The sequence below is a fragment of the Faecalibacterium sp. Marseille-P9312 genome, from assembly GCF_902497445.1.
Classification (GTDB): Bacteria; Bacillota; Clostridia; order Oscillospirales; family Ruminococcaceae; genus Faecalibacterium; species Faecalibacterium longum.
The window spans coordinates 50,464-76,662 of record NZ_CABVEW010000005.1 but is presented as its reverse complement, the minus strand read 5'-3'; the positions used below and the strand labels follow the sequence as shown (position 1 = coordinate 76,662).

23 protein-coding genes are annotated in these 26,199 nt (G+C 59.5%); 15 read left to right on the top strand and 8 right to left on the bottom strand.

From position 1 onward, the window contains the following. Positions 1 to 172: 172 nt before the first annotated feature. The 5 genes from F3G95_RS05090 to F3G95_RS05070 all read right to left on the bottom strand — a co-directional run bounded on the left by F3G95_RS05090 (position 173) and on the right by F3G95_RS05070 (position 7,831). Positions 173 to 1,030, bottom strand: a complete 858-nt coding sequence (locus tag F3G95_RS05090; protein ID WP_188117513.1) for a LysR family transcriptional regulator — start codon at positions 1,028 to 1,030, stop codon at positions 173 to 175. A 78-nt stretch (positions 1,031 to 1,108) separates the two neighbouring features. Continuing rightward, positions 1,109 to 2,317: an isocitrate/isopropylmalate family dehydrogenase gene (locus F3G95_RS05085; RefSeq protein ID WP_207706439.1), complete on the bottom strand. Its 1,209-nt coding sequence runs from the start codon at positions 2,315 to 2,317 to the stop codon at positions 1,109 to 1,111. Between the two features lie 233 nt (positions 2,318 to 2,550). After that, complete coding sequence (locus F3G95_RS05080; protein WP_149794104.1) at positions 2,551 to 4,821, bottom strand: hydratase; 2,271 nt, start codon at positions 4,819 to 4,821, stop codon at positions 2,551 to 2,553. Between the two features lie 250 nt (positions 4,822 to 5,071). Continuing rightward, positions 5,072 to 6,214: a PrpF domain-containing protein gene (locus F3G95_RS05075; RefSeq protein ID WP_149794103.1), complete on the bottom strand. Its 1,143-nt coding sequence runs from the start codon at positions 6,212 to 6,214 to the stop codon at positions 5,072 to 5,074. Positions 6,215 to 6,643: 429 nt separating this feature from the next. After that, entirely contained in the window at positions 6,644 to 7,831 is a 1,188-nt protein-coding gene (locus F3G95_RS05070) for an iron-containing alcohol dehydrogenase (RefSeq protein ID WP_149794102.1), read from the bottom strand. A 1,543-nt stretch (positions 7,832 to 9,374) separates the two neighbouring features. Here F3G95_RS05070 and F3G95_RS05065 point away from each other — a divergent pair. The 10 genes from F3G95_RS05065 to F3G95_RS05020 all read left to right on the top strand — a co-directional run bounded on the left by F3G95_RS05065 (position 9,375) and on the right by F3G95_RS05020 (position 17,879). Then, positions 9,375 to 10,058 carry a F0F1 ATP synthase subunit A gene (locus F3G95_RS05065; RefSeq protein ID WP_149794101.1) on the top strand — a complete coding sequence of 228 codons (684 nt, stop codon included), beginning with the start codon at positions 9,375 to 9,377 and terminating at the stop codon, positions 10,056 to 10,058. Between the two features lie 230 nt (positions 10,059 to 10,288). After that, positions 10,289 to 10,513 (top strand): ATP synthase F0 subunit C, encoded by a 225-nt coding sequence (atpE, locus tag F3G95_RS05060; protein WP_015563599.1) that lies wholly within the window; start codon positions 10,289 to 10,291, stop codon positions 10,511 to 10,513. Between the two features lie 17 nt (positions 10,514 to 10,530). Beyond that, entirely contained in the window at positions 10,531 to 11,022 is a 492-nt protein-coding gene (atpF, locus tag F3G95_RS05055) for a F0F1 ATP synthase subunit B (RefSeq protein WP_015563600.1), read from the top strand. Further along, positions 11,012 to 12,766, top strand: coding sequence for a F0F1 ATP synthase subunit alpha (gene atpA / locus F3G95_RS05050; protein WP_149794100.1), 1,755 nt, complete (start codon positions 11,012 to 11,014; stop codon positions 12,764 to 12,766). Before atpF ends, atpA begins: the two co-directional genes overlap by 11 nt. Next, positions 12,753 to 13,634 carry an ATP synthase F1 subunit gamma gene (gene atpG, locus F3G95_RS05045; RefSeq protein ID WP_149794099.1) on the top strand — a complete coding sequence of 294 codons (882 nt, stop codon included), beginning with the start codon at positions 12,753 to 12,755 and terminating at the stop codon, positions 13,632 to 13,634. The genes atpA and atpG overlap by 14 nt, the downstream gene beginning before the upstream one ends. Before the next feature lie 161 nt (positions 13,635 to 13,795). Beyond that, complete coding sequence (gene atpD / locus F3G95_RS05040; protein ID WP_015563603.1) at positions 13,796 to 15,208, top strand: F0F1 ATP synthase subunit beta; 1,413 nt, start codon at positions 13,796 to 13,798, stop codon at positions 15,206 to 15,208. Then, positions 15,208 to 15,615, top strand: a complete 408-nt coding sequence (atpC, locus tag F3G95_RS05035) for an ATP synthase F1 subunit epsilon (RefSeq protein ID WP_015563604.1) — start codon at positions 15,208 to 15,210, stop codon at positions 15,613 to 15,615. Before atpD ends, atpC begins: the two co-directional genes overlap by 1 nt. Before the next feature lie 220 nt (positions 15,616 to 15,835). Beyond that, positions 15,836 to 16,837, top strand: a complete 1,002-nt coding sequence (locus F3G95_RS05030) for an SPFH domain-containing protein (RefSeq protein WP_149794098.1) — start codon at positions 15,836 to 15,838, stop codon at positions 16,835 to 16,837. Then, complete coding sequence (locus F3G95_RS05025; RefSeq protein WP_015563606.1) at positions 16,837 to 17,037, top strand: hypothetical protein; 201 nt, start codon at positions 16,837 to 16,839, stop codon at positions 17,035 to 17,037. Before F3G95_RS05030 ends, F3G95_RS05025 begins: the two co-directional genes overlap by 1 nt. Positions 17,038 to 17,102: 65 nt before the next feature. Beyond that, on the top strand, positions 17,103 to 17,879 hold the full coding sequence (locus tag F3G95_RS05020; protein WP_188117512.1) for a YhfC family glutamic-type intramembrane protease: 777 nt from the start codon (positions 17,103 to 17,105) through the stop codon (positions 17,877 to 17,879). Positions 17,880 to 17,972: 93 nt separating this feature from the next. Here F3G95_RS05020 and F3G95_RS05015 read toward each other — a convergent pair whose 3' ends face one another. From F3G95_RS05015 to aroF, 3 genes are all read right to left on the bottom strand, one after another. Further along, entirely contained in the window at positions 17,973 to 19,073 is a 1,101-nt protein-coding gene (locus F3G95_RS05015; RefSeq protein ID WP_149794096.1) for an FAD:protein FMN transferase, read from the bottom strand. Continuing rightward, positions 19,070 to 19,489: a DUF3783 domain-containing protein gene (locus F3G95_RS05010; protein ID WP_149794095.1), complete on the bottom strand. Its 420-nt coding sequence runs from the start codon at positions 19,487 to 19,489 to the stop codon at positions 19,070 to 19,072. The genes F3G95_RS05015 and F3G95_RS05010 overlap by 4 nt, the downstream gene beginning before the upstream one ends. A 528-nt stretch (positions 19,490 to 20,017) precedes the next feature. Next, a complete protein-coding gene (gene aroF / locus F3G95_RS05005; RefSeq protein WP_149794094.1) occupies positions 20,018 to 21,031 on the bottom strand; it encodes a 3-deoxy-7-phosphoheptulonate synthase in 1,014 nt (337 codons plus the stop codon). Positions 21,032 to 21,484: 453 nt separating this feature from the next. On the opposite strand from aroF, the gene ybaK reads away from it, so the two are divergent. The 5 genes from ybaK to purN all read left to right on the top strand — a co-directional run bounded on the left by ybaK (position 21,485) and on the right by purN (position 26,153). Continuing rightward, complete coding sequence (gene ybaK, locus F3G95_RS04995) at positions 21,485 to 21,967, top strand: Cys-tRNA(Pro) deacylase (RefSeq protein ID WP_149794092.1); 483 nt, start codon at positions 21,485 to 21,487, stop codon at positions 21,965 to 21,967. A 568-nt stretch (positions 21,968 to 22,535) separates the two neighbouring features. Next, positions 22,536 to 23,036: a 5-(carboxyamino)imidazole ribonucleotide mutase gene (purE, locus tag F3G95_RS04990; protein WP_149794091.1), complete on the top strand. Its 501-nt coding sequence runs from the start codon at positions 22,536 to 22,538 to the stop codon at positions 23,034 to 23,036. After that, the gene (purF, locus tag F3G95_RS04985) at positions 23,036 to 24,514 is read left to right on the top strand and encodes an amidophosphoribosyltransferase (protein WP_149794090.1); all 1,479 of its coding nucleotides are present in this window, start codon (positions 23,036 to 23,038) and stop codon (positions 24,512 to 24,514) included. The genes purE and purF overlap by 1 nt, the downstream gene beginning before the upstream one ends. Positions 24,515 to 24,516: 2 nt before the next feature. Continuing rightward, positions 24,517 to 25,563, top strand: coding sequence for a phosphoribosylformylglycinamidine cyclo-ligase (gene purM / locus F3G95_RS04980; protein WP_149794089.1), 1,047 nt, complete (start codon positions 24,517 to 24,519; stop codon positions 25,561 to 25,563). Then, the gene (purN, locus tag F3G95_RS04975) at positions 25,557 to 26,153 is read left to right on the top strand and encodes a phosphoribosylglycinamide formyltransferase (RefSeq protein ID WP_149794088.1); all 597 of its coding nucleotides are present in this window, start codon (positions 25,557 to 25,559) and stop codon (positions 26,151 to 26,153) included. Before purM ends, purN begins: the two co-directional genes overlap by 7 nt. Positions 26,154 to 26,199 lie beyond the last annotated feature (46 nt).

The window sequence follows — 26,199 nt, the reverse complement described above, 5'->3', positions numbered from 1 at the left end:
CCTTTTGAACCGCTGTGCAGACTGACGAAAATATCGACAGGCTTTTGTTAGTTATCACAAAAACATCGAAATGTCGCAAAAAAGCAAAGAGACGGTAAAGAAAAGTCCCCCCTGCGCCCTGAAGTGCAGAGGGGACTTGGAACGATCGGAAGGGAAGAATCAATAGATCTCTTTAATGTTTGCTCATGGTACAGACCATGCGGATGAACTCCCGCACCTGCGGCAGCTCGCTTTCGCGCTTGCGGTAGAGCAGATAAGTAGAGCGGGAGAGCGGCGTGCCGTCGGCAAAGAAAAGAGGCTCCGAGATGCCGTCGAAATAGTTCAGGCAGATCTCCGGCACGATGCTCCAGCCGAGGCCCGCCTTCACCATGGCGACGCAGGTGGACAGGCCGTCCACATTCAGCTGGGAGCGGGGCTCCATCTTGTGCTCCATCAGCCAGCGGGCCTTCATGCTCATATGCTCGGGGTTGGCGTCCCGGCCGATGTACCGCATCTCGTTCAGGGGGACATCGGCATTCTCCCGGCTGCGGATGAGACAGACCGGTTCCCGCTCGAGCAGGATTTTGCCCTCGTCCCAGTCGTATTCGCCCCGCACGATGGCGAGGTGGAATTTGCCGTCCTGCAGCTTCTTGATGCAGTCGCGGCTGTGGTCAGTGGAGACTTTGAGGGTGACGTCCGGGTGCTGGGACGTGTAGGCGGCCAGCACCTGCGGCAGGCGGTATTTGGAGTAGTCGATGGACGCCTCAATGCGCAGGGTGCCGCAGATGGTGTTTTTTCTCAGCTGTAACTGTTCCCGCAGAGTGCTGAAGTCCTGAACAGTGCGCTGGATGACTTTCTGTGCCTCTTCACCGGCAGGGGTCAGGGTGACACCCTGTTTGCTGCGCAGAAACAGCGTCGCGCCAAGCTCCGACTCCATGTTCTGGAGCCGTTTGCTCAGGGTGGGCTGGGCAAGGTAGAGTTTTTCCGCTGTGCGGGTCAGGTTGCCGGTGTCAGCCAGCGTCAGGAAGATCTGCAGGTCTTTTTCGTCCATGTGATGTTCCGTCCTTTTCGTGGTATTTCTTTCAGTATATCGTTTTATAGACGGAAGTTCAAGACCGTGCGTACTCATTTACAGAGACTTGAGGGTATCCAGCAGGTAGGTGGTGAACTCCTCGCTGGTAGCGCCGTCCTTGTCGGTGGTGACGACGAGCTTCTTTTCGGTGTTGCAGCAGATGTCCAGCGCCTTCTCGAGCTTTGCGGTGCGGTCGCCGTAGCCGATGTGGGCCATCAGCTGGCCGGCGGCACGGATCAGGGAGCAGGGGTTCGCGTACTGGCCGCGGCCATGATTGATGAGGAAGGGAGCGGTGCCGTGGATGGCCTCGAACAGGGCGTACTTGTTGCCGATGTTGGAGGAAGAGGCACTGCCTAAGCCCCCCTGCATCTCAGCAGCAGCGTCGGTCACGATGTCGCCATAGAGGTTCGGCAGGACAAAGACTTCGCAGCCCTTGGTGAACTCGGGGTCTGCCATCTTGGCGGTCATGGCATCCACCAGACGCTCCTGCACCTCGATGTCGGGGTATTCGGTCTCGCCGATGTGGTGGACAGCCTTCAGGAAGTTGCCGTCGGCCAGCTTGACGATGTTGGCCTTGGTGATGGCGGTCACATTGTGCTTGCCGTTCTTGCGGGCGTACTCGAAAGCAGCGCGGGCGATGCGCTCACTGCCCTGCTTGGTCTGCACCTTGAAGTCGATGGCGAGGTCATCGTTGACCTGAATGCCCTTGTTGCCCCAGATGTACTCGCCCTCGATGTTCTCGCGGAAGAAGCACCAGTCGATGTTCTTCTCCGGGATCTTGATGGGGCGGACAGCGGCAAACAGATCGAGGCTGCGGCGGAGCAGACTGTTGGCGGAGACCATGTTGGGCATCGGGGTGCCGTCGGGGAACTTATCACCGGCGCGGGGCGTGGTGAAGGGTCCCTTGATAAGGACGTTGCACTCCTTGCAGGCGGCGAGGACATCGGCGGGCAGGCTCTCGCCCAGCTCCACGCGGCGCTCGAAGGTCATGCCCTCGATGATGCGGATCTTCACCTTGCCGCTGGCGATCTCGGGAGCCAGCAACTGGTTCAGGACGCGGAGAGCCTGGGTCATGATGAGGGGGCCGATGCCATCGCCGGGCATGACGCCGATGGTGATGGTGTCGAGCTTGGAGAAGTCGGTGACTTCTTCGTCAGCCTTCATGCGGTCGATGCGGGCGAAGTCGGAGCGGATGAGCTCAGCGAGCTTTTCCTGTGCGGTCTTGATCTCTTCTTCCTGCAGAGCAGTCGTGATGTATTCAGACATAAGTGTTCTCCTTTTCAAAAATAAAGGGGCAGGGGCTGCACCCCGCAGCCTTGGCGGGGACAGCCCCTGCCCTCAGTTGTTTGATGATATTTTAAGTTTGCACTGCCGCCCACTCCGGTAGTTTCCCTGCAAATGGGACCTGAGACCCACGGTTTCGCCCCAACGATTCGCGCCGTGGCCCCACTTCTCTGGACATTTGCTTGGGAAACTCCCCTCGGGTCGGCGGGCAGAGATTACTGATTATTGCGGTAGTAGTTGATGAGGCAACCATCAGCGATGATCTGGCGCTCAGCCTCGGTCAGCGCACCGGTGGAGACAGGGAACTCGGTGACGGTGCCGTCCGGCTTGACAGCGTAAGCAGAGAAGCTTGCCTTGTTCTCCAGAACAGCCTCGCGGATGCTCGGGACAAAGATGTAGTCGCCCAGCTCGAAGACCTCGGGGTTCTCCACGAGGAAGGGAGTCATGCCCCAGTTGATGCAGTTGGAACGATAGCGCTTGGTGGCGTACTGCTTTGCGAAGTTGGCAGAAGCACCCATGACGCGCTGGCAGGAAGCAGCCTGCTCACGAGCGGAGCCGTCGCCGGGCATGTTGGCGAAGATGGTGGAGCCGATGTCGGTGTTGGCGGGGTCGTTGGCGATGCCGGCCTTGGTCAGGGCCTCATAGACCTTCATGACCTCCTCGGGCAGAGCCTTGCCGGCCTCACGGTCGCGCTCGATCTGGCGCATGACCTTGCTGCGGCCCACGTACTGGGGGTCACGGCGGCTCAGTGCGAACTCCGACAGACGCTCGGGGTTGGAGCGGTAGGAAGAAGTCTCACCGGAGGGGATGAGCTCGTCGGTGGTGGTGACGGGGTCGGTGATGTAGGAGCAGACCTTGACCAGCAGGTCGTTGGTCAGAGCAGGCATCTCGGGCCAGTCCTTGATGTTGGGGCCGAAGCGCAGCTCTGCGTCCGGCTCAGCCTTGCCCCAGCCGTTGTAGACGCGCTTCTCGTACAGGGAAGCGTTGTAGTGGTACTCGGGGTTGGTGTACTCCACATCCAGGTCGGTGGCGGCGGTCAGCTTGCCGCCGTTGGCTGCGGTGGCGGCGATGGAACGTGCGTCCATCAGTGCCACGCTGGACATCTGACCCTCGCCCGGCTTGGAACCCTCGCGGTTCGGGAAGTTGCGGGTGGTGTGGCGGACGGAGAACTCGCCGTTTGCCGGGCAGTCGCCTGCGCCGAAGCAGGGGCCGCAGAAGCACTCACGCATGATGGCGCCGGCGTTGACAAGGTCGCTTGCACGGCCATTCTTGTACAGCTCGGCCAGTGCGGGCATGGAGCCGGGGTAGATGCTCAGAGTGAAGACACCGTTGCCGCAGCTCTTGCCGCGCAGGATGTCAGCAGCAGCACAGATGTTGTCGAAGGTGCCGCCGGCGCAGCCAGCGATCTCGCCCTGGTCCACCCAGACAGCGCCGTCGTGGAACTTGCTGTCGAGGTCCATCTTAGCGCCCTTGATCTGCTTGTTGGCCTCTTCCTGCACAGCATGGAGGATGTCGGCAGCGTTGGCCTGCAGCTCGTGGATGGTGTAGGTGTTGGAGGGGTGCATGGGCATTGCAATGGTGGACTCGACGGTGTCGAGGTCGATGTAGACGCAGCCGTCGTAGTAAGCCACATCGGCAGGAGCCAGCTTCTTGTAAGCCTCGGGACGGCCATGGACCATGAAGTAGCGCTGGGTCTGCTCGTCGGTCACCCAGATGGAAGACCAGCAGGTGGTCTCGGTGGTCATGACGTCGATGGCGTTGCGGAACTCGATGGGCAGATTTGCCACGCCGGGGCCGACGAACTCCATGACCTTGTTCTTGACGTAGCCATTCTTGTAGACAGCACCGCAGATGCTCAGGGCCACGTCGTGGGGGCCGATGCCCGGGCGGGGCTTGCCGGTCAGATAGATGGCGATGACGCCGGGACGGGCGAAGTCATAAGTGCGGCCCACCAGCTGCTTTGCCAGCTCGCCGCCGCCCTCGCCGACAGCCATGGTACCCAGAGCGCCGTAACGAGTGTGGGAGTCGGAGCCGAGGATCATGCGGCCGCCGCCTGCCATGGTCTCACGGTTGTAGCTGTGGATGTTTGCCATGTTGGTAGGGACGTAGATGCCGCCGTACTTGTGGGCAGCGGAGAGGGCGAACTTGTGGTCGTCCTCATTGATGGTGCCGCCGACAGCGCAGAGGCTGTTGTGGCAGTTGGTCAGGACGTAGGGCAGGGGGAATCGCTTCATGCCGGAAGCGCGGGCCGTCTGGATGATGCCGACATAAGTGATGTCGTGGCTGGTCATGGAGTCGAACTTCAGACGAAGCTGGTCCATGTCGTCGCTCTGGTTGTGAGCCTTCAGGATGCCGTAGGCCATGGTGCCTTTGGCGGCTTCCTCTTTCGTAGTGGTGATGCCGGACTTCTGAGCTGCCTCTTCGGGGCAGGAGCAGATGGTCTCGCCGTGAACGAGGTAGATGCCGTTGTCATACAGTTTGAGCATAATGTGTGCTTCCTTTCTCGAACTCTCTTTTTTATTTTCATGGCCTTTCTTGGTGGTCGGCCTTCCTTCTGGCACTATGATACCGCAGTCTGGTTATTCTGTAAAATATTTGATTTCGATTGAGAATCATTCCAAAAGTTGATGGATAGCCAAAAGCAAAAGCGGCCCGGAAAAATTTCCGAGCCGCTTTGCGCAAGAAGAAAAAGAATGTAGAAGATATAGGAGATGATGGATGGTAACTTCAGGCCGCTTACTTACGGATGTACAGGGTGCCGTCCATGATGCGGCGTGCGGTGCGCTGGACGGCCACGCCGGAGACGACGATGTCGTTCAGGGGCTTGGTGGGGTCATCCAGATAGGGGTACATGGTCATGACACCGGAGGGATGGCCGATGCGGACGGTCTGCTGGCCGGGCTTGAGAGCGACCAGCTCATTGACCAGAGTGCCGGGTACGAATGCGGCCACGCTGATGGAAGAAGCGCTGGTCAGCGGGCAGGCCTTGTGGCACTTGAACACGCTGATGACGCGGGCGCAGACGTCCATCTCGGAGGCATCGACGGACTTGCCGCTGATGTCGGTGAAGCTGACAGGAGCCGTCACGAAGCCGACTTTCGGGACTGCGGGGCTGTTGGCGGTGGCGTCGGCAGGGTCTTTGGCGAAGCCCATTTTGACGCAGGCAGCACCGCGGATGGCTTCCAGCTTTGCGGCCAGAGCCTTGTCGGCGTCCACCTCAGCGGGCAGCTGGGTGCCGGTGATGCCGAGGTCGGCAGCGCGGACCAGGACCATGGGGTTGGAGACGTCCAGAATGGTGGCCTCGATGGTGCCAAGCTCGCCCAGATCCAGCATTTCCTTGGCGTTGCCGGTGGGGAAGAGCCTGCCGGTCTTGGCGCCTGCCGGGTCGAGGAAGTTGACCTTCAGTTCGCCAGCGGTGCCGTCCACGCCTGCGATGGAGCAGGTGCCTTCGTTGTTGAACTGGCCGTCCTTGATAGGGACTTCCACGTCGATGGTCTTGTTGGTGTTCAGGTTGAACATATGCACCACAGTGGTGGGCTCGGTCAGGTTCTCCACGAGGCCCATCTCCACGGCGTAGGGAGCAGTGGCGGCGGTCATGTTGCCGCAGTTGCTCTTGTAGTCGATCTTGGACTGGCCCACGATGGACTGGCCCACGATGTAATCGACGTCGATGCCGGGGCGGTCGCTCTTGCGGACGACAACGATCTTGTTGTTGCTGGACACGCAGCCGCCCATACCGTCGATCTGCTTGGGGTCAGGGCTGCCCATGGCCTGCACAAAAATGTCGTCCCACTGGTCGCGGGCGGGCAGGTCGCTTTCCAGGAACATGCAGCCCTTCGACGTGCCGCCGCGCATGAATACACAAGGAAATTTACGCATATATCTTCGTCCTTTCGTTCAGAAGCTTTTGGAATCCCGTTCGTTCTGGCTCCATCAAACCACAAAACGAAACCTTTGTAAAATATAGAAATTTTATAGACATCTATTCTTTATAAGAATGGATCGCCCTCTCTGTCTGCTTCGCAGACAGCCCTCAAAAAAAGGACGATGGAAATTTGTGATGAGAGGATGAAGTTTTGTGTTGTTGAAAACTTTCGGCAGACATAGAAAAGCGCACCCCTTCTGCTTCTGTATGGAGAAGGGATGCGCTTCGTTTATACTTCGAGTTCAGGCAAATGCTTTTATTTTTCCCCCATCTCTTTTCCACTTCTTTGCCAAAAAGCAGGATGAAGCACACAAAAGACAACGAAATGCCCGGCACAGAGTAAGCAAAATACTCTGTGCCGGGCGGAGATGAGAAAAAGTTTCTTAGTGGTTGGCGGCGTGGTAGATGGCGATCATGTCGTTGAGATCGAGTTTTTTGGCCGAGCCGAGGGCGGAGCCGCAAGCTTCGAGGCAGCGGCGGGCCATCTCGTCGATCTGCGCGTCGGTGGGGTCGATGCCCAGCTCGTGGAAGCTGGCGGGCATCCCGATGCTGTGGTAGAAGTCCACCATGGCCTCGATGCCTTTCAGGGCAATTTCCTCGTCGGTGCCGTCGGTGGTCACGCCCATGACGTTCCGGGCAAAGCGGACGAAGCGGGGCAGGCAGTCCTTATAGACATACCGCGCCCAGCTGGGCCAGAGGGCGGCGAGGCCCGCGCCATGGGTCACGTCGAACATACCGCCCATCTCGTGCTCGAGTTTGTGGGACATAAAGTCGCCGCAGGCGATGCCGCAGCCGGTCAGGCCGTTGTGGGACAGACTGCCCGCCCACATCACCTCGGCCCGGGCCTCGTAGTTGGCCGGGTCGGTGTGGAGGATGACCGCGTTCTTCATCACGGTGCGCAGCAGGCCCTCGGCCAGCACGTCGGTCAACTCCATATTGCCGCCATTGGTGAAATAGCGCTCCATGGTGTGCATCATGATGTCGGCGCAGCCGGACTCGGTCTGATAGTCGGGCAGGGTCTTGGTGAGCTCGGGGTCCATGAGGGCGAACTTCGGGCGGCTGATGTCGTCGTTGTAGGCCCGCTTCTGGTGGGTGTCCACCCGGGTGATGACGCTGCTGTTGGACGTTTCGCTGCCCGCCGCCGCGATGGTCAGGATGCTGGCCACCGGCAGGCACTTCCTGGCCGTGCGGGTGTGCTCGTACAGCTCCCAGACGTCCTTTTCCGGCTCGGCCAGGCCGTAGGCGATGGCCTTGGCCGTGTCGATGACGCTGCCGCCGCCCACGGCCAGCAGGAAGTCGATGCTGTTCTCTTTGCCGATGCGGATGCCCTCGTAGACCTTGTCGAGGTGGGGGTTCGGCACGACGCCGCCCAGCGTCCAGCTGGAAATGCCGGCCTCGGCCAGAGAATTTTCGGCCCGGTCCAGCACACCGGAGCGGACGGCGCTCTTGCCGCCGTAGACGATGAGGACACGGGTGCCGCCGTATTCGCGCACCAGCGCGCCCACGCGCTGTTCGGTGCCTTTGCCGAAGATGACCCGGGTGGGGGAGTAGAACTCGAAATTGCTTGCCATAGTGGTCTGCCTCCTTGTAAGTGCTGCTTTCTGAGCAAAAGTATACACGAAATAGATTCGAAAGTCTACAGGCCCTGCGCCTGCCGCCACAAAATATCCGGGACAAAACAAAACCCGCATCCTCCCGGCAGGAAAACGGGAGGATGCAGGCTTCATTGGAAAACATCAGACAAAAAACCTGCCGACTCGAGGCGGTTGCAAGCCCTCAGTCGGCAGGATGCTTACTTCTTCGGAGTCATAGCCTCTTGACCTCGATTTCTTCATTTTTCGGTCTGTACCGGACGTTTCATAGAAGATTCTCCTTTGAAACGGTGAAGAACGATTGGCAGGGGAATGAATTTCTTAGTACATTGGAATGACCCTTTTCTTAACTGTTGGAGTGCGGGATACGAATCACAGAGATGAATTTCATATTACCACATTCTTTCGAGTTAGATTTGCGAAGGGAGTGTCATTACTTAGTACATCGGAGTTTCTCCTTTGGAGTTATTCAAATAAGACGTTCCGTGCAAAAGCTTTCTTCATTGGGATCACCTTCGGCGGATCTATTTGAACGCGAGGGATTTTATTTCACAGACTGTTCTGTTATTCGCTTTATTGATGCTCAAGAACGGCTCTTATTGTTGTGTTTTTATACGGGGGAAGCATCCCGTTTGTGGTGAGCCTCTGTTTTGCTTCTCAGCGAACCCCGACAGTCTGTGCGTACTGTGCGGGTTCCATATCGACCATCGGTCTTCGCTCCTTTCTGCTTAAAGTCAGCGGGGTTAGCTCTCATTTGAGCTTCTGCTGTACTTCTCTGGTTTCTGGCTTTATTATACACGCGCGGGCGCGGTTTGTCCATTCGCAGAATGCACAATGAATTATATATATTTTTTCAAGAAATGACAAAAAAACTGTATTGTTCATACAAACGCACGACTGAAACAGCCTCCCTGCGCAGTCTGGACGGCCCGCAGGGCCTTTTGTGGAAAACCTCTGCGCAAGAACTGCCAAACTTCTTCCGTGCTATCTTCCGCCGCGGTGGACAGAACGCCCGGTGAGCCTATATTATTAAACAGGTAATATTACTTAATAAGAATAAGCCGCCGATTAAGAAAATTTCATGTATCACACACTTGACAGCTATATGAATTTTATATATCAGATATACATGGAATGCATAATTCTGCCGAAAGGGTTTCGTTTTACCTCAAAAATGAAACGAACCACTAAGGAATGACTAAGAATTTGGTCAAAATGGACAGTTTGACTGTGCATTATTAAGCAAGATGCACAACATCCCCGGCTGAGGTGTGAAATAAGATATAACAAAAAGTAGAATATCGACAAAAGGGCTTATCAAACTGCACCAATCGTGCTATGATACCAGACGCAAAAGGGCTGCGCTGAGCGCAGAAAGAGGGTGTGTTTCCATAAAAACAAACGCACCTTCTTTGATTTTCAGCACAGCTGCTTTAATAAAAGAAACGAAAGGAGATAGAGTGAAAACGAACGATACCTTTACGCTTCAGGATAAGACTCTGCTCAGAAAGGAGGCAAAGAGATGAACGCATTGACTGCGGCCCTGAAAGAGGAGCTGAATGTGGAGATGATCTCCCTCGGCGGCCTGCAGGTGCCGGAATCCGTGGTGGTCAGCTGGGGCATCATGCTGTTTCTGGTCATCGTCTCCATCCTGCTCACCCGGAACCTCAAGGTGGACCACATCTCCAGGCGGCAGGCCATCCTTGAGCTGGTCGTCACCATGATCGACAACTTCTTCACGGGCCTGCTGGGCGAGCAGGGCAGACGGTATGTGCCTTACCTTATGACGGTGGCTCTCTATATCGCCTGTGCGAACCTCATCGGCGTGTTCGGCATCAAGCCCCCCACGAAGGATCTGAATGTCACCGCTGCGCTGGCACTCATGAGCATCTGCCTCATCGAGTATTCCGGCGTCCATGCCCGGGGTGGCAAGGGCTTCCTCAAGAGCCTCACCGCCCCCACCCCCATCATGACCCCCATGAACATCCTCGAGATCGCCATCCGCCCCACCAGCCTGTGTATGCGACTGTTCGGCAACGTGCTGGGCGCTTTCGTCATCATGGAGCTCATCAAGCTGGTGGTCCCGGTGTTCGTGCCGGCCGTCTTCAGCCTGTACTTTGATTTGTTCGATGGTCTCATCCAGACCTATGTCTTTGTCTTCCTCACCTCGCTGTTCATGAAAGAGAGTATTGGTGGAGAAGAGTAAACATCTCAAAAGCCTCTCCCCTTGGGAGAGGTGTCATCGAAGATGACGGAGAGGGCAAGGATGCTGACAAAAAGCAGAAAACACAGCGATGACCTCGCTCTGACGAAGAATGTTCTTATCGCTGTATGGAAGCTCTGGGAAAGGCGGCTTGCCCTCTCAGGCGCATTCGCGCCAGCTCCCCCAGAGGGGGAGCCTCAAGAAGAATACTGATTTATAAAGGAGAAATAATTATGAACGGACTCGTAGCTCTGGGCGCTGGCATCGCAGCGCTGACTGGTATCGGCGGCGGCATCGGCATCGGCATTGCCACCGGCAAGGCAACGGAGGCCATCAGCCGCCAGCCGGAAGCTTCCGGTAAGATCCAGACCAACCTGCTGCTGGGTGCAGCTCTGGCCGAAGGTACTGCAATTTTCGGCTTCGTCGTTGCTCTGCTCATCATCCTGTTCCTGGGTTGATCACGGAGGCATGACGAATGCTGACTCTGAATCTGAACCTTCTGTATACAGTCGTCAACATTCTGGTTCTGTTTTTGCTGCTGCGCAAGTTCCTGTACAAGCCCGTCATGAACATCATCGCACAGCGCCAGAAGCAGGTGGATGACGCACTGAACGCCGCCGAGACCTCCAAGCAGGAGGCCGCTGCGGCCCTGAACGACGCGCAGGCAAAGCTGCGCAATGTGGACACCGAGGCTGCTGCCCGCCGCACTGCCTACGAGCAGCAGGCCGAAAAGGACAAGCAGCAGCTGCTGGCTGACGCCCAGCAGCAGGCCGACGCCATCCTGGCCGAGGGCAAAGCTGCCGCCGAGGCCGAGCGCCAGCACAAGCTGCGTCAGGCTGACGCCCAGACCACTGCACTGGCCCGCGCCATGTGCGAGAAGCTGCTGGCCCGCAACCTGAACGAGCAGGACGACGCCCGCCTGCTGGACGACCTGTTGGAGAAAGCGGGGGCTGAAAATGGCAAGTGAATTCAGCACCGAGTTCTTCTCGGCCAACCGCATCGTCAAAGCTGACCTCCGTGCCGCCCGCACCCCCCGCGAGGAGGACCTGGAGCGCATCAAGAAAGAGGTCGCGAAGCTGTACGACGCCACCGAGGTCATCCTGAACGTCACGGTGGACGACAGCCTCCTCTCCGGCTATGTGCTGCAGATCGGCGACCGCGTCTTCGATAACTCCGGCCGCCACGCCATCGACCAGATGATGGCCGACAAGCCCTCTCTGGCCACCCTCAAGACCCGCATCGAGGACTACAAGCCCGCCGCTACCAGCGAAGAGGGCGGCGTGGTCATCTCCTCCGCCGACGGCATCGTGGAAGTGGAAGGCATGGACCGCGCCGTCTACGGCGAGATCGTCACCTTCGAGAATGGCGCCAAGGGCATGGTGGAGAGCGTCGAGCCGGGCCGTCTGGGCATCATGCTCTTCGACGGCGCTGAGACCGTCGGCGTCGGCACCATGGTCACCCGCAGCGGCAAGCGCGCCGGCATCCCGGTGGGCGACGGCTTCCTTGGCCGCGTCATCGACCCGCTGGGCGAGCCCATCGACGGCAAAGGCCCCATCGAGGCTGTGGGCTACAACCCCATCGAGAAGCAGGCCCCCGGCATCCTCGAGCGCCAGAGCGTGGATACGCCGCTCCACACCGGCATCCTCGCCATCGACTCCATGTTCCCCATTGGCCGCGGCCAGCGCGAGCTGATCATCGGCGACCGCCAGACCGGCAAGACCTCGATCGCCACCGATGCCATCCTGAACCAGAAGGACACCGGCGTGCTCTGCATCTACGTCGCCATCGGCCAGAAGGCTTCTTCCATCGCCCGCGTGGCCGAAGACCTGAAGAAGCACGGCGCGATGAGCTACACCACCATCGTGGCGGCTACCGCTTCCGACAGCGCCCCGCTGCAGTACATCGCACCTTACGCCGGTACGGCTCTGGCCGAGTATTTCATGGCGCAGGGCAAGAGCGTCCTCATCGTCTACGATGACCTCTCCAAGCACGCGGTGGCATACCGTGCCATCTCCCTGCTGCTCCGCCGCTCTCCGGGCCGTGAGGCTTACCCCGGCGACGTCTTCTATCTGCACTCCCGTCTGCTGGAGCGCTCCTGCCGCATGAGCGATGCACTGGGCGGCGGCTCCATCACCGCGCTGCCCATCGTTGAGACTCAGGCAGGCGACGTGTCCGCTTACATCCCCACCAACGTCATCTCCATCACCGACGGTCAGATCTTCCTCGAGAGCGCTCTGTTCAACGCCGGCAATCGCCCGGCTGTCAACGTGGGCCTGTCCGTCTCCCGTGTCGGCGGCGCAGCCCAGACCAAGGCCATGAAGAAGGCCAACGCCAACCTGCGTATCGAGCTGGCTCAGTACAAGGACATGGAGTCCTTCGCGCAGTTCAGCTCCGATCTGGACGCCGAGACCCGCCATCAGCTCGAGCACGGCAAGGCTCTGACCGAGATGCTCAAGCAGCCGCTCTATCAGCCCAAGACCGACGCCGAGCAGGTGGTCATCCTTGTGCTGGCTTCCCACGGGATGCTGGACGAAGTGCCTCTCGCTGAGCAGCGGGCGCGCACCGCTGCCTTTGTTCGCCAGTTCCATGCAGATGTGTCCGGCACGATGGATGCCATCACGGCCACCGGCAAGCTCACTCCCGAGCAGACCGACACCATCCTGAACGCATGGAAGGCCTACGAGGGAGGCGAGAGTCATGGCGTCCAGTAAGCTGCTGAAAGAGCGCATCGAGAGCATTCAGGATACCCGCAAGATCACGAACGCGATGTATCTGATCTCTTCCTCCAAGCTGCGCAAGGCACGCAAAAACTACCAGAACGTCCTGCCCTACTTCACCCGCATGAGAGACACCATCTCCCGTGTCGTCCCCCATCTGCCTGATGAGCCGGTGCATCCGTTCTTCCACGAGCGGAAGAGAGAGGACGGCGATCCCCGCCGCGCCTATCTGGTGCTGACGGCAGACAAGGGCATGGCAGGCTCTTTCAACCAGAACGTGCTGAAACTCCTGCTGGAAAAGGCTGACAGAAACGACCGTTTCTATGTCATCGGTCAGGTGGGCTACCGCGCCCTCCGCAAAGACCCTCGCCTGGTGCGGGAGTTCCAGTACGGCGCGACTGCCCCGTCGCTGCAGCGCGCCCGTGACATCACGGTGGACGCCATCGACGACTTCAAGTCGGGCAAACTGGATGAGATCTATCTTATCTACACCAAGATCCAGAACGCGCTCACCAGTGAGCCGGTCATGGTGCGTCTGCTGCCGCTGGACCGCGAGCATCTGCAGCCCGCCCCCAAGGGTCTGGGCGACCCCCGCGGCGAAGTTGAGCTGGTGCCGGACGCATGGACGGTGTTCGAGCAGACCGCTCCTATCTATATGCACGGCATGATCTTCGGTGCCATGACCGAGAGCTTCTGCGCAGAGCAGAGCGCCCGCATGACCGCCATGGATTCGGCCACCAAGAGCGCCAACGATATGATACGCGACTTGCAGCTGGAATACAACCGCACCCGCCAGGGCTCCATCACTCAGGAGATCACCGAGATCATCGGCGGCGCGTCTGCGGTGAAATCACAAGAATAACCTCTCCGTCAGCGCTTGCGCGCTGCCACCTCTCCTATCGAGGAGAGGCTTTGGCATTCCGCAAAGCTTCATCTCTTCGCCAGAGGCTCCCCTCGGTAGGGGAGCTGTCGAGCGAATGCGAGACTGAGAGGTTGACACATCTAAATATACGAGGCAAATCTATGATACAGGGAAAAATTATTCGCGTGGCCGGCCCTGTGGTGGACGTGCAGTTCACCGCAGGCCGACTGCCTGCCCTGCAGGAAGCGCTGACCGTGACCGCAGAAGGCACCGAGCGCACGATGGAGGTGGCGCAGCACGTCAACGAATCGACGGTGCGCTGCATCATGCTCTCGGCCAGCGAAGGTCTGGGCAAGGGTATGGAAGTCACCGCCACCGGCCACGGCCTGACTGCCCCGGTGGGCGAGGCCACGCTGGGCCGTATGTTCGACCCGCTGGGCCGACCCATCGACGGCAAGGGCTCTGTGGACGATGTGCCGCATTGGCCCATCCACCGCAAGGCCCCCAGCTTTGCAGAGCAGAAGCCCGCTACTGAGATTTTGGAAACGGGCATCAAGGTCATCGACCTGCTGGCCCCCTACGCCAAGGGCGGCAAGATCGGTCTGTTCGGCGGCGCAGGCGTCGGCAAGACCGTCCTGATCCAGGAGCTGATCCACAACGTGGCCACCGAGCACGGCGGCTACTCCATCTTCACCGGCGTCGGCGAGCGCTCCCGTGAGGGCTGCGACCTCTGGGGCGAGATGAACGCCTCCGGCGTCCTGAACAAGACCGCGCTGGTCTTCGGCCAGATGAACGAGCCCCCAGGAGCCCGTATGCGGGTGGCGGAGACCGGCCTGACCATGGCCGAGTATTTCCGCGAGGAGACCCACAAGGACGTGCTGCTTTTCATCGACAACATCTTCCGTTTCGTGCAGGCCGGCTCTGAGGTCTCTGCTCTGATGGGCCGTATGCCCTCGGCTGTCGGCTATCAGCCCACGCTGGCCAACGAGCTGGGCGCTCTGCAGGAGCGTATCACCTCCACCCGCGACGGCTCCATCACCTCGGTGCAGGCCGTCTACGTCCCCGCTGACGACCTGACCGACCCTGCTCCCGCTACCACGTTTGCACATCTGGACGCAACCACCGTTCTGAGCCGTAAAATCGTCGAGCAGGGCATCTATCCCGCCGTGGACCCGCTGGCTTCCACCTCCCGCATTCTGGAAGCCGACATCGTGGGCGAGGAGCACTACCGCGTGGCCCGCAAGGTGCAGGCAACGCTGCAGCGCTATCAGGAACTGCAGGACATCATCGCCATTCTGGGCATGGACGAGCTGGGCGAGGAAGACAAGCTCACCGTCACCCGTGCGCGTAAGCTGCAGAAGTTCCTGTCCCAGCCCTTCTCGGTGGCTGAGAACTTCACCGGCCTGCCCGGCAAATATGTGCCGCTGGCCGAGACGGTCAAGGGCTTTGCCGCCATCGTGGACGGCAAGTGCGACGACCTGCCCGAGTGGGCCTTCTTCAACGTAGGCACCCTCGACGACGCCCGCAAGAAGGCAGCGGACAAGCTGGCGGAGGAAAAAGGCGGTGAGGCCTGATGAACAGCTTCATCCTCAACATCACGGCTTCCAGCGGTGAGTTCTATCAGGGCAGCTGCGAGAGCATGGTGCTGCCCGTGAAGGACGGCGTCTACGGTGTTCAGGCCGGCCACAGCCCGGTGCTGGTGGCTATCCACATGGGGATGCTCAAGTTCACTGTGGACGGCGAGACCCGCGAGATTCTGGTCGGCGACGGCATCGCTGAGGTGACGCCCACCTTCGTGCTTCTGCTGGTGGACAGCGCCGAGCGCCCCGAGGACATCGACAAGAACCGTGCCGAGGCCGCCCGCATCCGCGCCGAAGAGCGCCTGCAGCATAAGCAGAGCATGCACGAGTATTACCAGACCAAGATCGCTCTGGACCGCGCCATGCAGCGTCTGCAGACTGCTGCCAAATACAAGCGATAAAAGAACCCTCTCTGTCATTGCTTCGCAATGCCACCTCTCCCGAAGGGCAAGGTCATGCTGCCTTTATCCAAGGCGCTGCATGAGCTCCCCCTTCGGTGGAGCTGGCGCACGAAGTGCGACTGAGAGGGTTTTTCTTTTCCCTCTTGACACCTATCTCACAAAGTGATATGATTTTAATATCAAATCAATCACTTCCACACCCATCAAAGGAGGGAACTTCATGGAAGAAAAAGCTCTCACCGCCAAAAAAAGCGGCTTCTCGATGCTGCCGCTCTGCTTCATCGTTTTTGCGTCGGGCACAGCGCTCTTCGTGTACGCCATCGGTCATCTGGAACGCGGGGAAAACGCCCTCGGCGGCTTCCTGCTCGTCGTCGCCATCCTCGGCTACATTGCGGGCATTATCGCCCTCCCGGGCTTCAAGGTGCTCAAGCCGCAGGAAGCGCTGGTGCTCACCCTCTTCGGCCACTATGCAGGCACCCTGCGGGAGCCGGGCTTCTACTGGGTCTGCCCCTTCTGCACCGCCGTCAACCCGGCGGCAGGCACCAAACTGAGCCAGAGCGGCGACGTGGACGGCGGCGCAAAGGCCGTCTCCCAGAGCGACGGCATGGGCAAGAAAATTTCTCTTAAAATGATGACCCTCAACAACTCCCGGCAGAAGATCAACGACTGTCTGGGCAACCCGGTGGAGATCGGCATCGCCGTGATCTGGCGGGTCACCGACACTGCCAAGGCGGTGTTCAATGTGGACAACTACAAGGAGTACCTCTCCCTCCAGTGTGACAGCGCCCTGCGGAACGTGGTGCGGGTGTACCCCTACGATGTGGCCCCCAACGTGGACACCACCGGAGACGGCGTGGCCGACGAGGGCAGCCTGCGGGGTTCCTCGGAGGTGGTGGCGGCCCGCATCCGGGACGAGATCCAGAAAAACGTGGCTGAGGCAGGCATCGAGGTGGTGGAGGCCCGGATCACCTATCTGGCCTATGCGCCGGAGATCGCCGCAGTGATGCTCCAGCGCCAGCAGGCCAGCGCCATCATCGACGCCCGCAAGATGATCGTGGACGGCGCCGTGGGCATGGTGGAGATGGCACTGGACCGGCTGAGCGAAAACAACGTGGTGGAGTTGGATGACGAACGGAAAGCGGCCATGGTCTCCAACCTGCTGGTGGTGCTCTGCGGCAACCGGGACGCACAGCCCATCGTGAACAGCGGCAGCCTGTACTGATGGCAGAGCCCAAAAAGCAGATCCCCCTGCGCCTGAACGCAAAGCTCTATGAGGCCCTTGCCGCATGGGCTGAGGACGATTTCCGCTCGGTGAACGGGCAGATCGAGTATCTCCTCACCGAGTGTGTGCGTCAGCGCAAAAAGAACGGCCGGTACGTCTCCGATCAGATCGACCTGCCGCCGGAGCTGGATATTGAATGACCCTGCTCCCCTCCGGGGGCAGGCCTTGCAAAAACGCCGATGGTATATCGGCAGGGAGGATGACTATGACAGTAGGTATGGTACCCGGGGCAAGCATCGCAGGCATGGTGTTTTCCCTTGTCGTCTCCTTCGCACTTCCCATAGGCCTCTTCGTTTACGCAAAGAAGAAGCTGGGCGCGAAGACGGCACCGTTCTTTATCGGGTGCGGCGTTTTCTTCGTGATGGTGCTGATGCTGGAAGCTGCCATCCATCGCATCGTGTTCCAGCTGGCCGGAGAAGCGCTGACCGGAAGCGTGATCCTATACGCAGTCTATGGCGGCCTGATGGCAGCTCTTTTTGAAGAGACCGGTCGTTACATTGCCATGAGGTTTCTGGTGAAGCCGATGGACTTTCCGAATGCCTTTATGTATGGTGCCGGACACGGCGGCGTGGAGGCAATGCTTCTGTGCGGCGTGGCATCTATCAGCAACATCGCAAGTGCCGTGATGATAAATTCCGGCACCATGTCTGCACAGCTGGCGACTCTTGACGCAGAGAAGGCGGCAGACACGGCAGCGGCTCTTTCGGCGCTGTGGACGACACCGAGCTTGACGTTTTTTGCAGGCGGCGTAGAGCGGATCATTGCGGTGGTGCTCCATCTGAGCCTGTCGATTCTGGTGTTCCAGTCCATCCGCAAAAAGGCCCCCATGGAGCTGGTGCGGGCCTACCTGTTCCACTTTGTCATCGACTCGCTGTCCGTTCTGCTCAGTGCAGTGGCATCTGTCTGGGTGGTGGAGCTTGTCACTGCACTCGTGACCGGCGGGGCTGTCCTAATGGCAAGGTATGCCTGCATGGAAGAGTGAACGCGCGGAAATATTCTTGATATGTAGTATATAAAAGTCCCCTCTTCGTCATTGGAGCAAGAACCGTGACGAAGAGGGGACTTTCGCTTTCTGTTACTTTTTCTCGTGGTCGGCCCAGCCGCTGGACTGGATGACTTCGCCGTCCGGGGTACACCAGAGGGCCTCCACACCGTCGAGGGACTCGATGAGCTTCTGGCCATCCTCAAGGGACATACAGAACAGGCCGGTGGTGAGGCAGTCGGCTGCGCCGGAGTCGGGGGAGAGGACGCTCACGCTGTCAAAGTAGCGGGCGGGCCAGAGGGTATCCGGGTCGATGAGGTGATGGTAGCGCACACCGTCCACGACGTAGTACCGCTGGTAGTTGCCGCTGGTGACGAGAGCCATGTCGCTCATGTTGACACCGGAGACGTAGGAAGAGCTGGCAGTGTAGACGTCCGAGGCGTTCCACGGGTTCTCCACGCCGCCCGACCACTGGGAGCCGTCGGGCTTCGTGCCGATGGCGCGGAGGTTGCCGCCCACGCTGATGAGGGCGCTTTTCAGGCCCCGGGCCTCGGCGGCCTGTGCCGCCATCTCCACGGCGTAGCCCTTACCCACGCTGCCCACATCGAGGGACATATCCGGGTCGGAGAGATAGACGGTCTTGGCGTTTTCGTCGATGACGAGGTTGGAGATGTCGCAGTGCTGGGCGGCGGCATCCAGCGCCTCCTGTTCGGGCAGCTTGTTGTCCGCCTCGTTCGTGTTGGCTTCGGCGGCCTCGCGGTAGTCGTGCCAGATGCGGAGGACGCTGCCCATGGCGATGTTCAGCTTGCCGTTTGTGGTGTCGTACATCTGCCGGGCCAGTTCCAGCATCCCGAGGATCTTATCATCCACCTGAACGGGGGCGACGCCTGCGTTGTCGTTGATGGTCTTGACATTCACCACGCCGTCATAATCGTTGTAGATATCGTAGAGACGGTGGTATTCCAGCAAATCGGCGTGGAGGGCGTCCATCTGACGGGAGAACTCCTCCTCGCTGTCGCAGTAGGCGATGACCTGCGTGACAGTGTCGAAGGCATCGTAGAAGATGGTGCTGTACCGCTGGGCGTCGGCGCTCACGCCCGAAGAGGCAGGCTTCTGGGTCGAGCCGCAGGCGGTGAGGACGCCGAGGCAGAGCGCCCCGGTCAGCAGAGCGGAAACGAAACGCTTGATGCTCATGCCTGCTCCTTTGCCGCAGCGGTGAAGGTGGCATGCTCTTCCGACAGGTGGGCCAGCAGGTCGCCGAAGACCCAGTTCTTGTTGGACGGGGTGACCACGGCCTTGAGGGGGATGTTCACCTGTGCCTGCTTCATGAGGTCCAGCAGGGTGTCGAGGTCTTTCTCCCTGAAGTTCGCCAGCACCAGTGCGGGAGGGTAAGCGCCCGGTTCCAGCACGAGGGTGCGGGAGGCTTTCATCTCCACCTCGCCCAGCAGCTGGGCGACGGTCTTGCCCGCGTCGGCAGGGGAGACGAGAAGCAGCTTCATGCCGAAGGCGGGAGCCATCCCCTCGAGGATGCCCCGGTCGGCGGCGGACAGGTTCCAGCCCAGCGCCAGCGGGACGCCGGCGTTCTGGTTGCGTGCGATATGTGCTTTCATAGTGTGAACCTCTTTCTTTCAGAGTGAAGTTTTTTGTAAATACACTATAGTATAGCACAGATAACAGGAAAAGAAAACGACTGCCGACCCTTTTTGCAAAGCGGGCAGCAGTCGAACAAGAAAGACGCTATTGTATTTTGTCAAAAGTTGTGATATTCTGAAACTGCCGTCAGAAAAGGCGGCAGGCACTGTCTGCAAATGCAGGTGGTCACGCTCCTCCGGCGAAGCGCCAGTGGAGACGAAAATCTTTTTGCTTCCCCTGACGCGAGAGCGAAAGGGGGGGATGTTCCATGACGTTTGAACAGGTCGTATTGTTGCTCACGCTTCTCGGCGGGGCAATCTACATTACCTTTGAAATCAGCTGGACCATTTTTAACAACAAAAAGAAATGACCGCCCATGCCTCTCCAAGCAAGCGGTCATTCTTTTTGACTTAACGCCGGAAGAGCGCTGACCATTTGTGGGACAGTGCCTTCTTTATTTGTAGTATAATCGTTTCAGCGTGAATTGTCAACGCTAAAAGCGTAACTTAGTTCATCTTCTTGCCGAAGAACTCCACTTCCTTACGGATGAAGCCCATCAGCTCATCGAACTGGTCGGGGGTCAGGCTTTGTGCGCCGTCGCACTTGGCCTTGGCGGGGTCGTTGTGGACTTCGATCATCAGGCCGTCGGCACCGGCGGCGACAGCGGCCTTGGCCAGCTGAGGCACCATCCATGCGTGGCCGCAGGCGTGGCTGGGGTCTACGATGACGGGCAGGTGGGTCATCTTATGAAGCATGACCACGCCGGCGAGGTCGAGGGTGTTGCGCATACTGGTCTCAAAGGTGCGGATGCCGCGCTCGCAGAGGATGACGTTCTCGTTGCCCTCGGCCATGATGTACTCGGCGCTCATGACGAACTCCTCAAGGGTGTTGGCGAGGCCGCGCTTGAGCAGGACAGGCTTTTTCTGACGGCCTACAGCCTTGAGCAGTTCGAAGTTCTGCATATTGCGGGCACCCACCTGAATGAGGTCTACGTTCTCGAAGAGGGGCAGATGCTCGGTGTTCATGATCTCGGTGACGATGGGGGAGCCGGTGGCACGGCGGGCCAGCTTGAGCAGGTCGAGACCCTCGCTGCGCATCCCCTGGAAGGAGTAGGGGGAAGTGCGGGGCTTGAACGCACCGCCGCGCAGCAGGGAAGCACCGGCTGCCTTGACGCGCTGGGCGCAGTAGGTGATCTGCTCCTCGCTCTCGATGCTGCAGGGGCCGGCGATGACAGCGAAGCTGCCGCCGCCGATCTTTACGCCTTCCACGTCGATGACGCTGTCGTCCGGGTGGAACTTGCGGTTGGCCTTCTTGTAGGGCTCCGACACACGGCGGCAAGTCTCGACCACCGGGTTTGCCAGCACCCAGCTCTCCGCGATGGCCTTGGTGTCGCCGATGAGGCCGAGGATGTGGGTGTCGCTGCCCTTGGAGTCGTTGATCTGCAGGCCCATGCCTTCCAGCTCGGTGCAGAATTCATGGATCTTCTCTTTGGGGGCGTCCTGTTTGAGTACGATGATCATGGCGGGTTCTCCTTTTCCTGTTCTGGTACGGCAGGGGAGATGAGGCCGCCTTGCCGTTGATGTTTCCGTATTACAAACTTCAGTATCGTGAAGTGATTGAGCATGGACATAGCATAGCACTTCAGTTTCATGAAGTCAATAGCCTTTCCGAAATTTTTTGAATTTTGGGAGAGAAAGTGGTAAAATAAAGTAGCCCTCTCAGTCTGCTTCGCAGACAGCTCCCCCAAAGGGGGAGCCTCTGGCGAAGAGGAGAAGTTTTCCGCTATGCCAAGGCCTCCCCTCGGTAGGAGCAACAACGACGACCGCCGCCAGTGGCGGAAACAGGGAGTCGCTGTTGGGGCCGCGGCCAGCAAGACGCAAGCAAAGCGCTGCGGCTGCTGGGTGCCGCAACCCGGGCAGTGGCACGCCGTCAGGCGTGACGGAGAGGTTAATATAATAATAGAGGTCTTACATATGGGCAAAGAAGCAAAAACCAACGTCATGCGCATTCTGGAGCGGGCCAAGGTGGCCTACACCGCGCATGAATATCCCCACGAAGAGGGCGTGGCCGTGGACGGCGTGACCGTCGCCGCCAGCATCGGCGAAGACCCTGCCTGCGTCTACAAGACGCTGGTGACGCAGGGAAACAGCAAGAACTACTTCGTCTTCGTCATCCCGGTGGCGGCAGAGCTGGATCTGAAAGCCGCCGCCCGCAGCGTGGGCGAAAAAAGTGTGGCGATGATACACGTCGCTGACATCAACAAAGTCACCGGCTATGTCCGGGGCGGCTGCAGCCCGGTGGGCATGAAAAAGCAGTACACCACTGTTTTTGATGAGAGCGTGCTGAGCCAGCCGAAGGTCTATGTTTCCGGCGGGCGCATCGGTACGCAGGTCTGCTGTGTGCCGGCTGACCTCATCAAGGCCGCACGGGCTTCTACGGCAAAGATCATCTTCTGAAAGCCTGGTACGATAAACTCACCGCGCAGCGATAAGCAGACTTTTGGTCAGAGAGATATTAGCGCTGTGCAGAGGCTTTGTCTTTGGCATCTCTGCCCTCTCAGGCGCTTCGCGCCAGCTCTCCCAAGGGGAGAGCCTTTAAGAGGATATTTATTATAAAAAGATTTTCTGAGAAGTCGTACTTAAAAAGAAAAACAGTGTCGAAACTGCACAAAATTTTTGAAAGTTTTTTGACAGCAGGGAACACAAGGGAAAATTTGTCCGAACGCTCTTTGCAAAGGCGTTTTTTTGCCGTATACTGTAGTCAGACGGCGGACGGAAGAGCGCATGAACTCTTTTTCAGCCGGAGAAGAACAGCGTGGACAACGAGGTTTGCGGAGGATGAGCAGAATGCGAAATGAGCTGCTGGGTACCATGTGCCGTCCCGGTACGGGAATGCATCAGGGGCTCCGTGTAACCTGCTGCGGGTCCAGTCTGTCCAGAATGAAATAAAAGGCCGTGGTGTAAGTGCATCACAGCCTTTTTTGTTTTTCGTCGCGGGAGATAGAGAAAGAGAGGTTGGATACAGATGATTCGTAAAGTGGCAGTCATTATGGGTTCGGACAGCGACTGGCCGGTGGTGAAAGGTGCCTGCGCCCAGCTCAAGGCGCTGGACATCCCCTTTGAGGCACACATCCTGTCGGCCCACCGCACCCCTGCCGAGGCAGCGGAGTTTGCCAAGAATGCCAGGGCCAACGGCTTCGGCGTCATCCTCTGTGCAGCAGGCATGGCGGCCCATCTGGCCGGTGCTTTTGCCGCAAACACCACCCTGCCGGTCATCGGCATCCCGATGAAGGGCGGCGCGATGGACGGCTTGGACGCTCTGCTGGCTACCGTCCAGATGCCCAGCGGCATCCCGGTGGCCACGGTGGCCCTGAACGGCGCGAAGAACGCCGCCTGGCTGGCCGCTGAGATCCTGGCCCTCGGCGATGAGGCACTGGCTGCGAAGCTGGATGCTGAGCGCGTCGCCATGGCCCGGCAGATCGCCGCCAAGGAAGAAAAACTGCAGAAAGAGATCGAGGAACTGTAATGTCTGATTTTGCATACCCGCTTCACGAAGAGTGCGGCGTTTTCGGCATCTATGACCGTGCCGGCACCGAGGATGTGGCCGCTGCCGCCTACTCGGCCCTGTACGCGCTGCAGCATCGCGGACAGGAGAGCTGCGGCATCGCCGTGAACGACGACGGCGTCATCAACGGCCACCGGGACCTCGGCCTTGTCAATGAGGTGTTCACCCCGGCGGTGCTGGGCTCGCTGGCAAAGCCCACGGCCCACATGGCCACCGGCCATGTCCGCTACGCTACCTCCGGCAGCCGCATCCGGGCCAACGCCCAGCCCATGATCGTCCGGCATGGCCGCGGCACCATGGCCCTCTGCCACAACGGCAATCTGACCAACGCTCTGGAGCTGCGCCGCCAGCTGGAAAACGAGGGTGCCATCTTCCACGGCTCCTCCGATACCGAGGTCATCTGCTACCTCGTCACCCGCAACCGCCTGCGGATGGGCAGCATCGAGATCGCCATCAGCAAGACGATGGACGTCCTCGAAGGTGCTTACAGCCTTGTGGTCATGTCGGCCACCAAGCTTATCGCGGTCCGTGACCCCCGCGGTTATCGCCCTCTCTGCATCGGTACCCTGCCGGGCGGCGGCTACGTCTTTGCCAGCGAGAGCTGCGCATTGGACGCCGTGGGCGCGACCCTGCTGCGGGACGTAGAGCCCGGCGAGATCGTCATCACCGACACCAAGACCGGTGAGCTGCGCTCCATCAAAGACCACTGCGGCCGTCCCGACCGCCAGATGTGCGTCTTCGAGTTCATCTATTTCGCCCGCCCGGACAGCATCATCGAGGGCAGCTCGGTGCATGAGGCCCGCAAGCAGGCAGGCCGCTTCCTGGCCCAGGAACACCCCGTGGAGGCCGATGTGGTCATCGGTGTGCCGGACTCCGGCCTCGACGCCGCCCTTGGCTACTCTCAGGAGAGCGGCATCCCCTACGGCATCGGCTTTATTAAAAATAAGTACATCGGCCGCACCTTTATCCAGGGCAGCCAGAAGCAGCGCGAGAACAGCGTCCGCATCAAGCTGAACGTCGTGACCAGCACCGTCAAGGGCAAGCGGGTCGTGCTGGTGGATGACTCCATCGTGCGCGGCACCACCTCTGCCCGCATCATCAAGCTGCTGCGGGACGCCGGAGCAAAGGAAGTCCACTTCCGCGTTTCGGCACCCCCCTTCAAATATCCCTGCTACTTTGGCACCGACATCCCCGACCAGAAGCTTCTGGTCGCTACCGGCCGCACGGTGGACCAGATCAACGAGATCATTGGCGCCGACACGCTGGGCTACCTCTCCACGGAGCATGTCGTCCAGCTGGCCCAGAACGCCAACTGCGGCTTCTGCACCGCCTGCTTCACCGGCAAATACGCCGTAAAGCCGGAAGAGGTGCTTTCCACCGATATTCATGAACGCCACCTGAATGACCGTCCCAAGGACGAGAAAAAGTTAGGAGAGTAACAATGGAAAAGAGCTATTCGGAAAGCTATGCAGCCGCAGGCGTGGACATCACCGCCGGCTATCGTTCGGTCGAACTCATGAAGCAGTATGTGGCCCGCACCATGAACGAGCACTGCATCGGTGGTCTGGGCGGCTTCGGCGGCCTGTTTGAGCTGGACTGCACCGGCTACAAGCACCCCGTCCTTATCTCCGGCACCGACGGCGTCGGCACCAAGCTGAAGATCGCCATGATCATGGACAAGCACGACACCATCGGCATCGACTGCGTGGCCATGTGCGTCAACGACGTCATCTGCGCCGGTGCAAAGCCGCTGGTCTTCCTCGACTACATCGCCTGCGGCCGCAACATCCCCGAGAAGATCGCCGAGATCGTCAAGGGCGTGTCCGAGGGCTGCGTCCAGGCTGACTGTTCTCTGGTGGGCGGCGAGACCGCTGAGCACCCGGGCATGATGCCGGAGGACGAGTACGATCTGGCCGGTTTCACCGTGGGCGTTGTGGACAAGGAAAAGATTCTCAATAACGAGACCATGAAGCCCGGCGATGTCATCATCGCCCTGCCCTCCACCGGCGTCCATTCCAACGGTTTCTCGCTGGTGCGCAAAATTTTTGACATTGACGGCGACCCCGCCGTCCTGAAGACGGCCCCCGCAGAGCTGGGCGGCAAGACCCTCGGCGAGGCCCTGCTGGCCCCCACCAAGATCTACGTCAAGCCTGTGCTGAAAGTGCTGGAAGAAGTGGATGTCAAGGGCATCTCTCACATCACCGGCGGCGGCTTCTACGAGAATATCCCCCGCAGCCTGAAGAAGGGCTGCTGCGCCCGCATCAAGAAGGAGGACGTCCGCACCCCGGCCCTCTTCCACCTGATGCAGAAGACCGGCAGCATCTCTGAGCACGATATGTTCAACACCTTCAATATGGGCGTCGGCATGGTGCTGACCGTCCCCGCTGAGCAGGCCGACAAGGCACTGGAGATCCTCCATGCCAACGGCGAGCCGGAAGCTTACCGTCTGGGCGTCATCGCAGAAGGTGAGGGTGTCGAGCTGTGCTGAACATTGCAGTGTTAGTGTCCGGCGGCGGCACCAATTTGCAGGCGCTGCTGGACAGCGAGGCCCGGGGCGAGAACCCCAACGGCAAGATCAGGCTTGTCGTGGCCTCCAAACCCGGCGTCTACGCGCTGGAACGCGCCGCCAATGCGGGCGTCGAGGGTGTGGTGGTCCGCCGGAAGGATTACGCTTCCAGTGAGGATTTTGACGCCGCACTGCTGAAAACGCTGAAAGAACATCACATTGACCTTGTGGTCCTGGCGGGCTTTTTGTCCGTGTTAGGCCCCAGCGTCATCGAGGCCTATCCCCGCCGTATCCTAAATATCCACCCCGCCCTCATCCCATCCTTCTGCGGGCCGGGAATGTACGGCCTGCGCCCCCACGAGGCCGCGCTGGCCCGGGGCTGCAAGGTGACGGGCGCTACCGTCCACTTCGTCAATGAGGAGTGCGACGGCGGGCCGATCCTGCTGCAGAAGGCCGTGGACATCCTGCCCGGCGACACCCCCGAGGTGCTGCAGAAGCGTGTGATGGAGCAGGCTGAATGGAAGCTGCTGCCGAAGGCTGTGGCAATGGTTTGCAGCGGAGAGATAAAGTAAAGGACAGCAGGGCGTTGTTTCAGCCTCTCCCTTTGGGAGAGGTGTC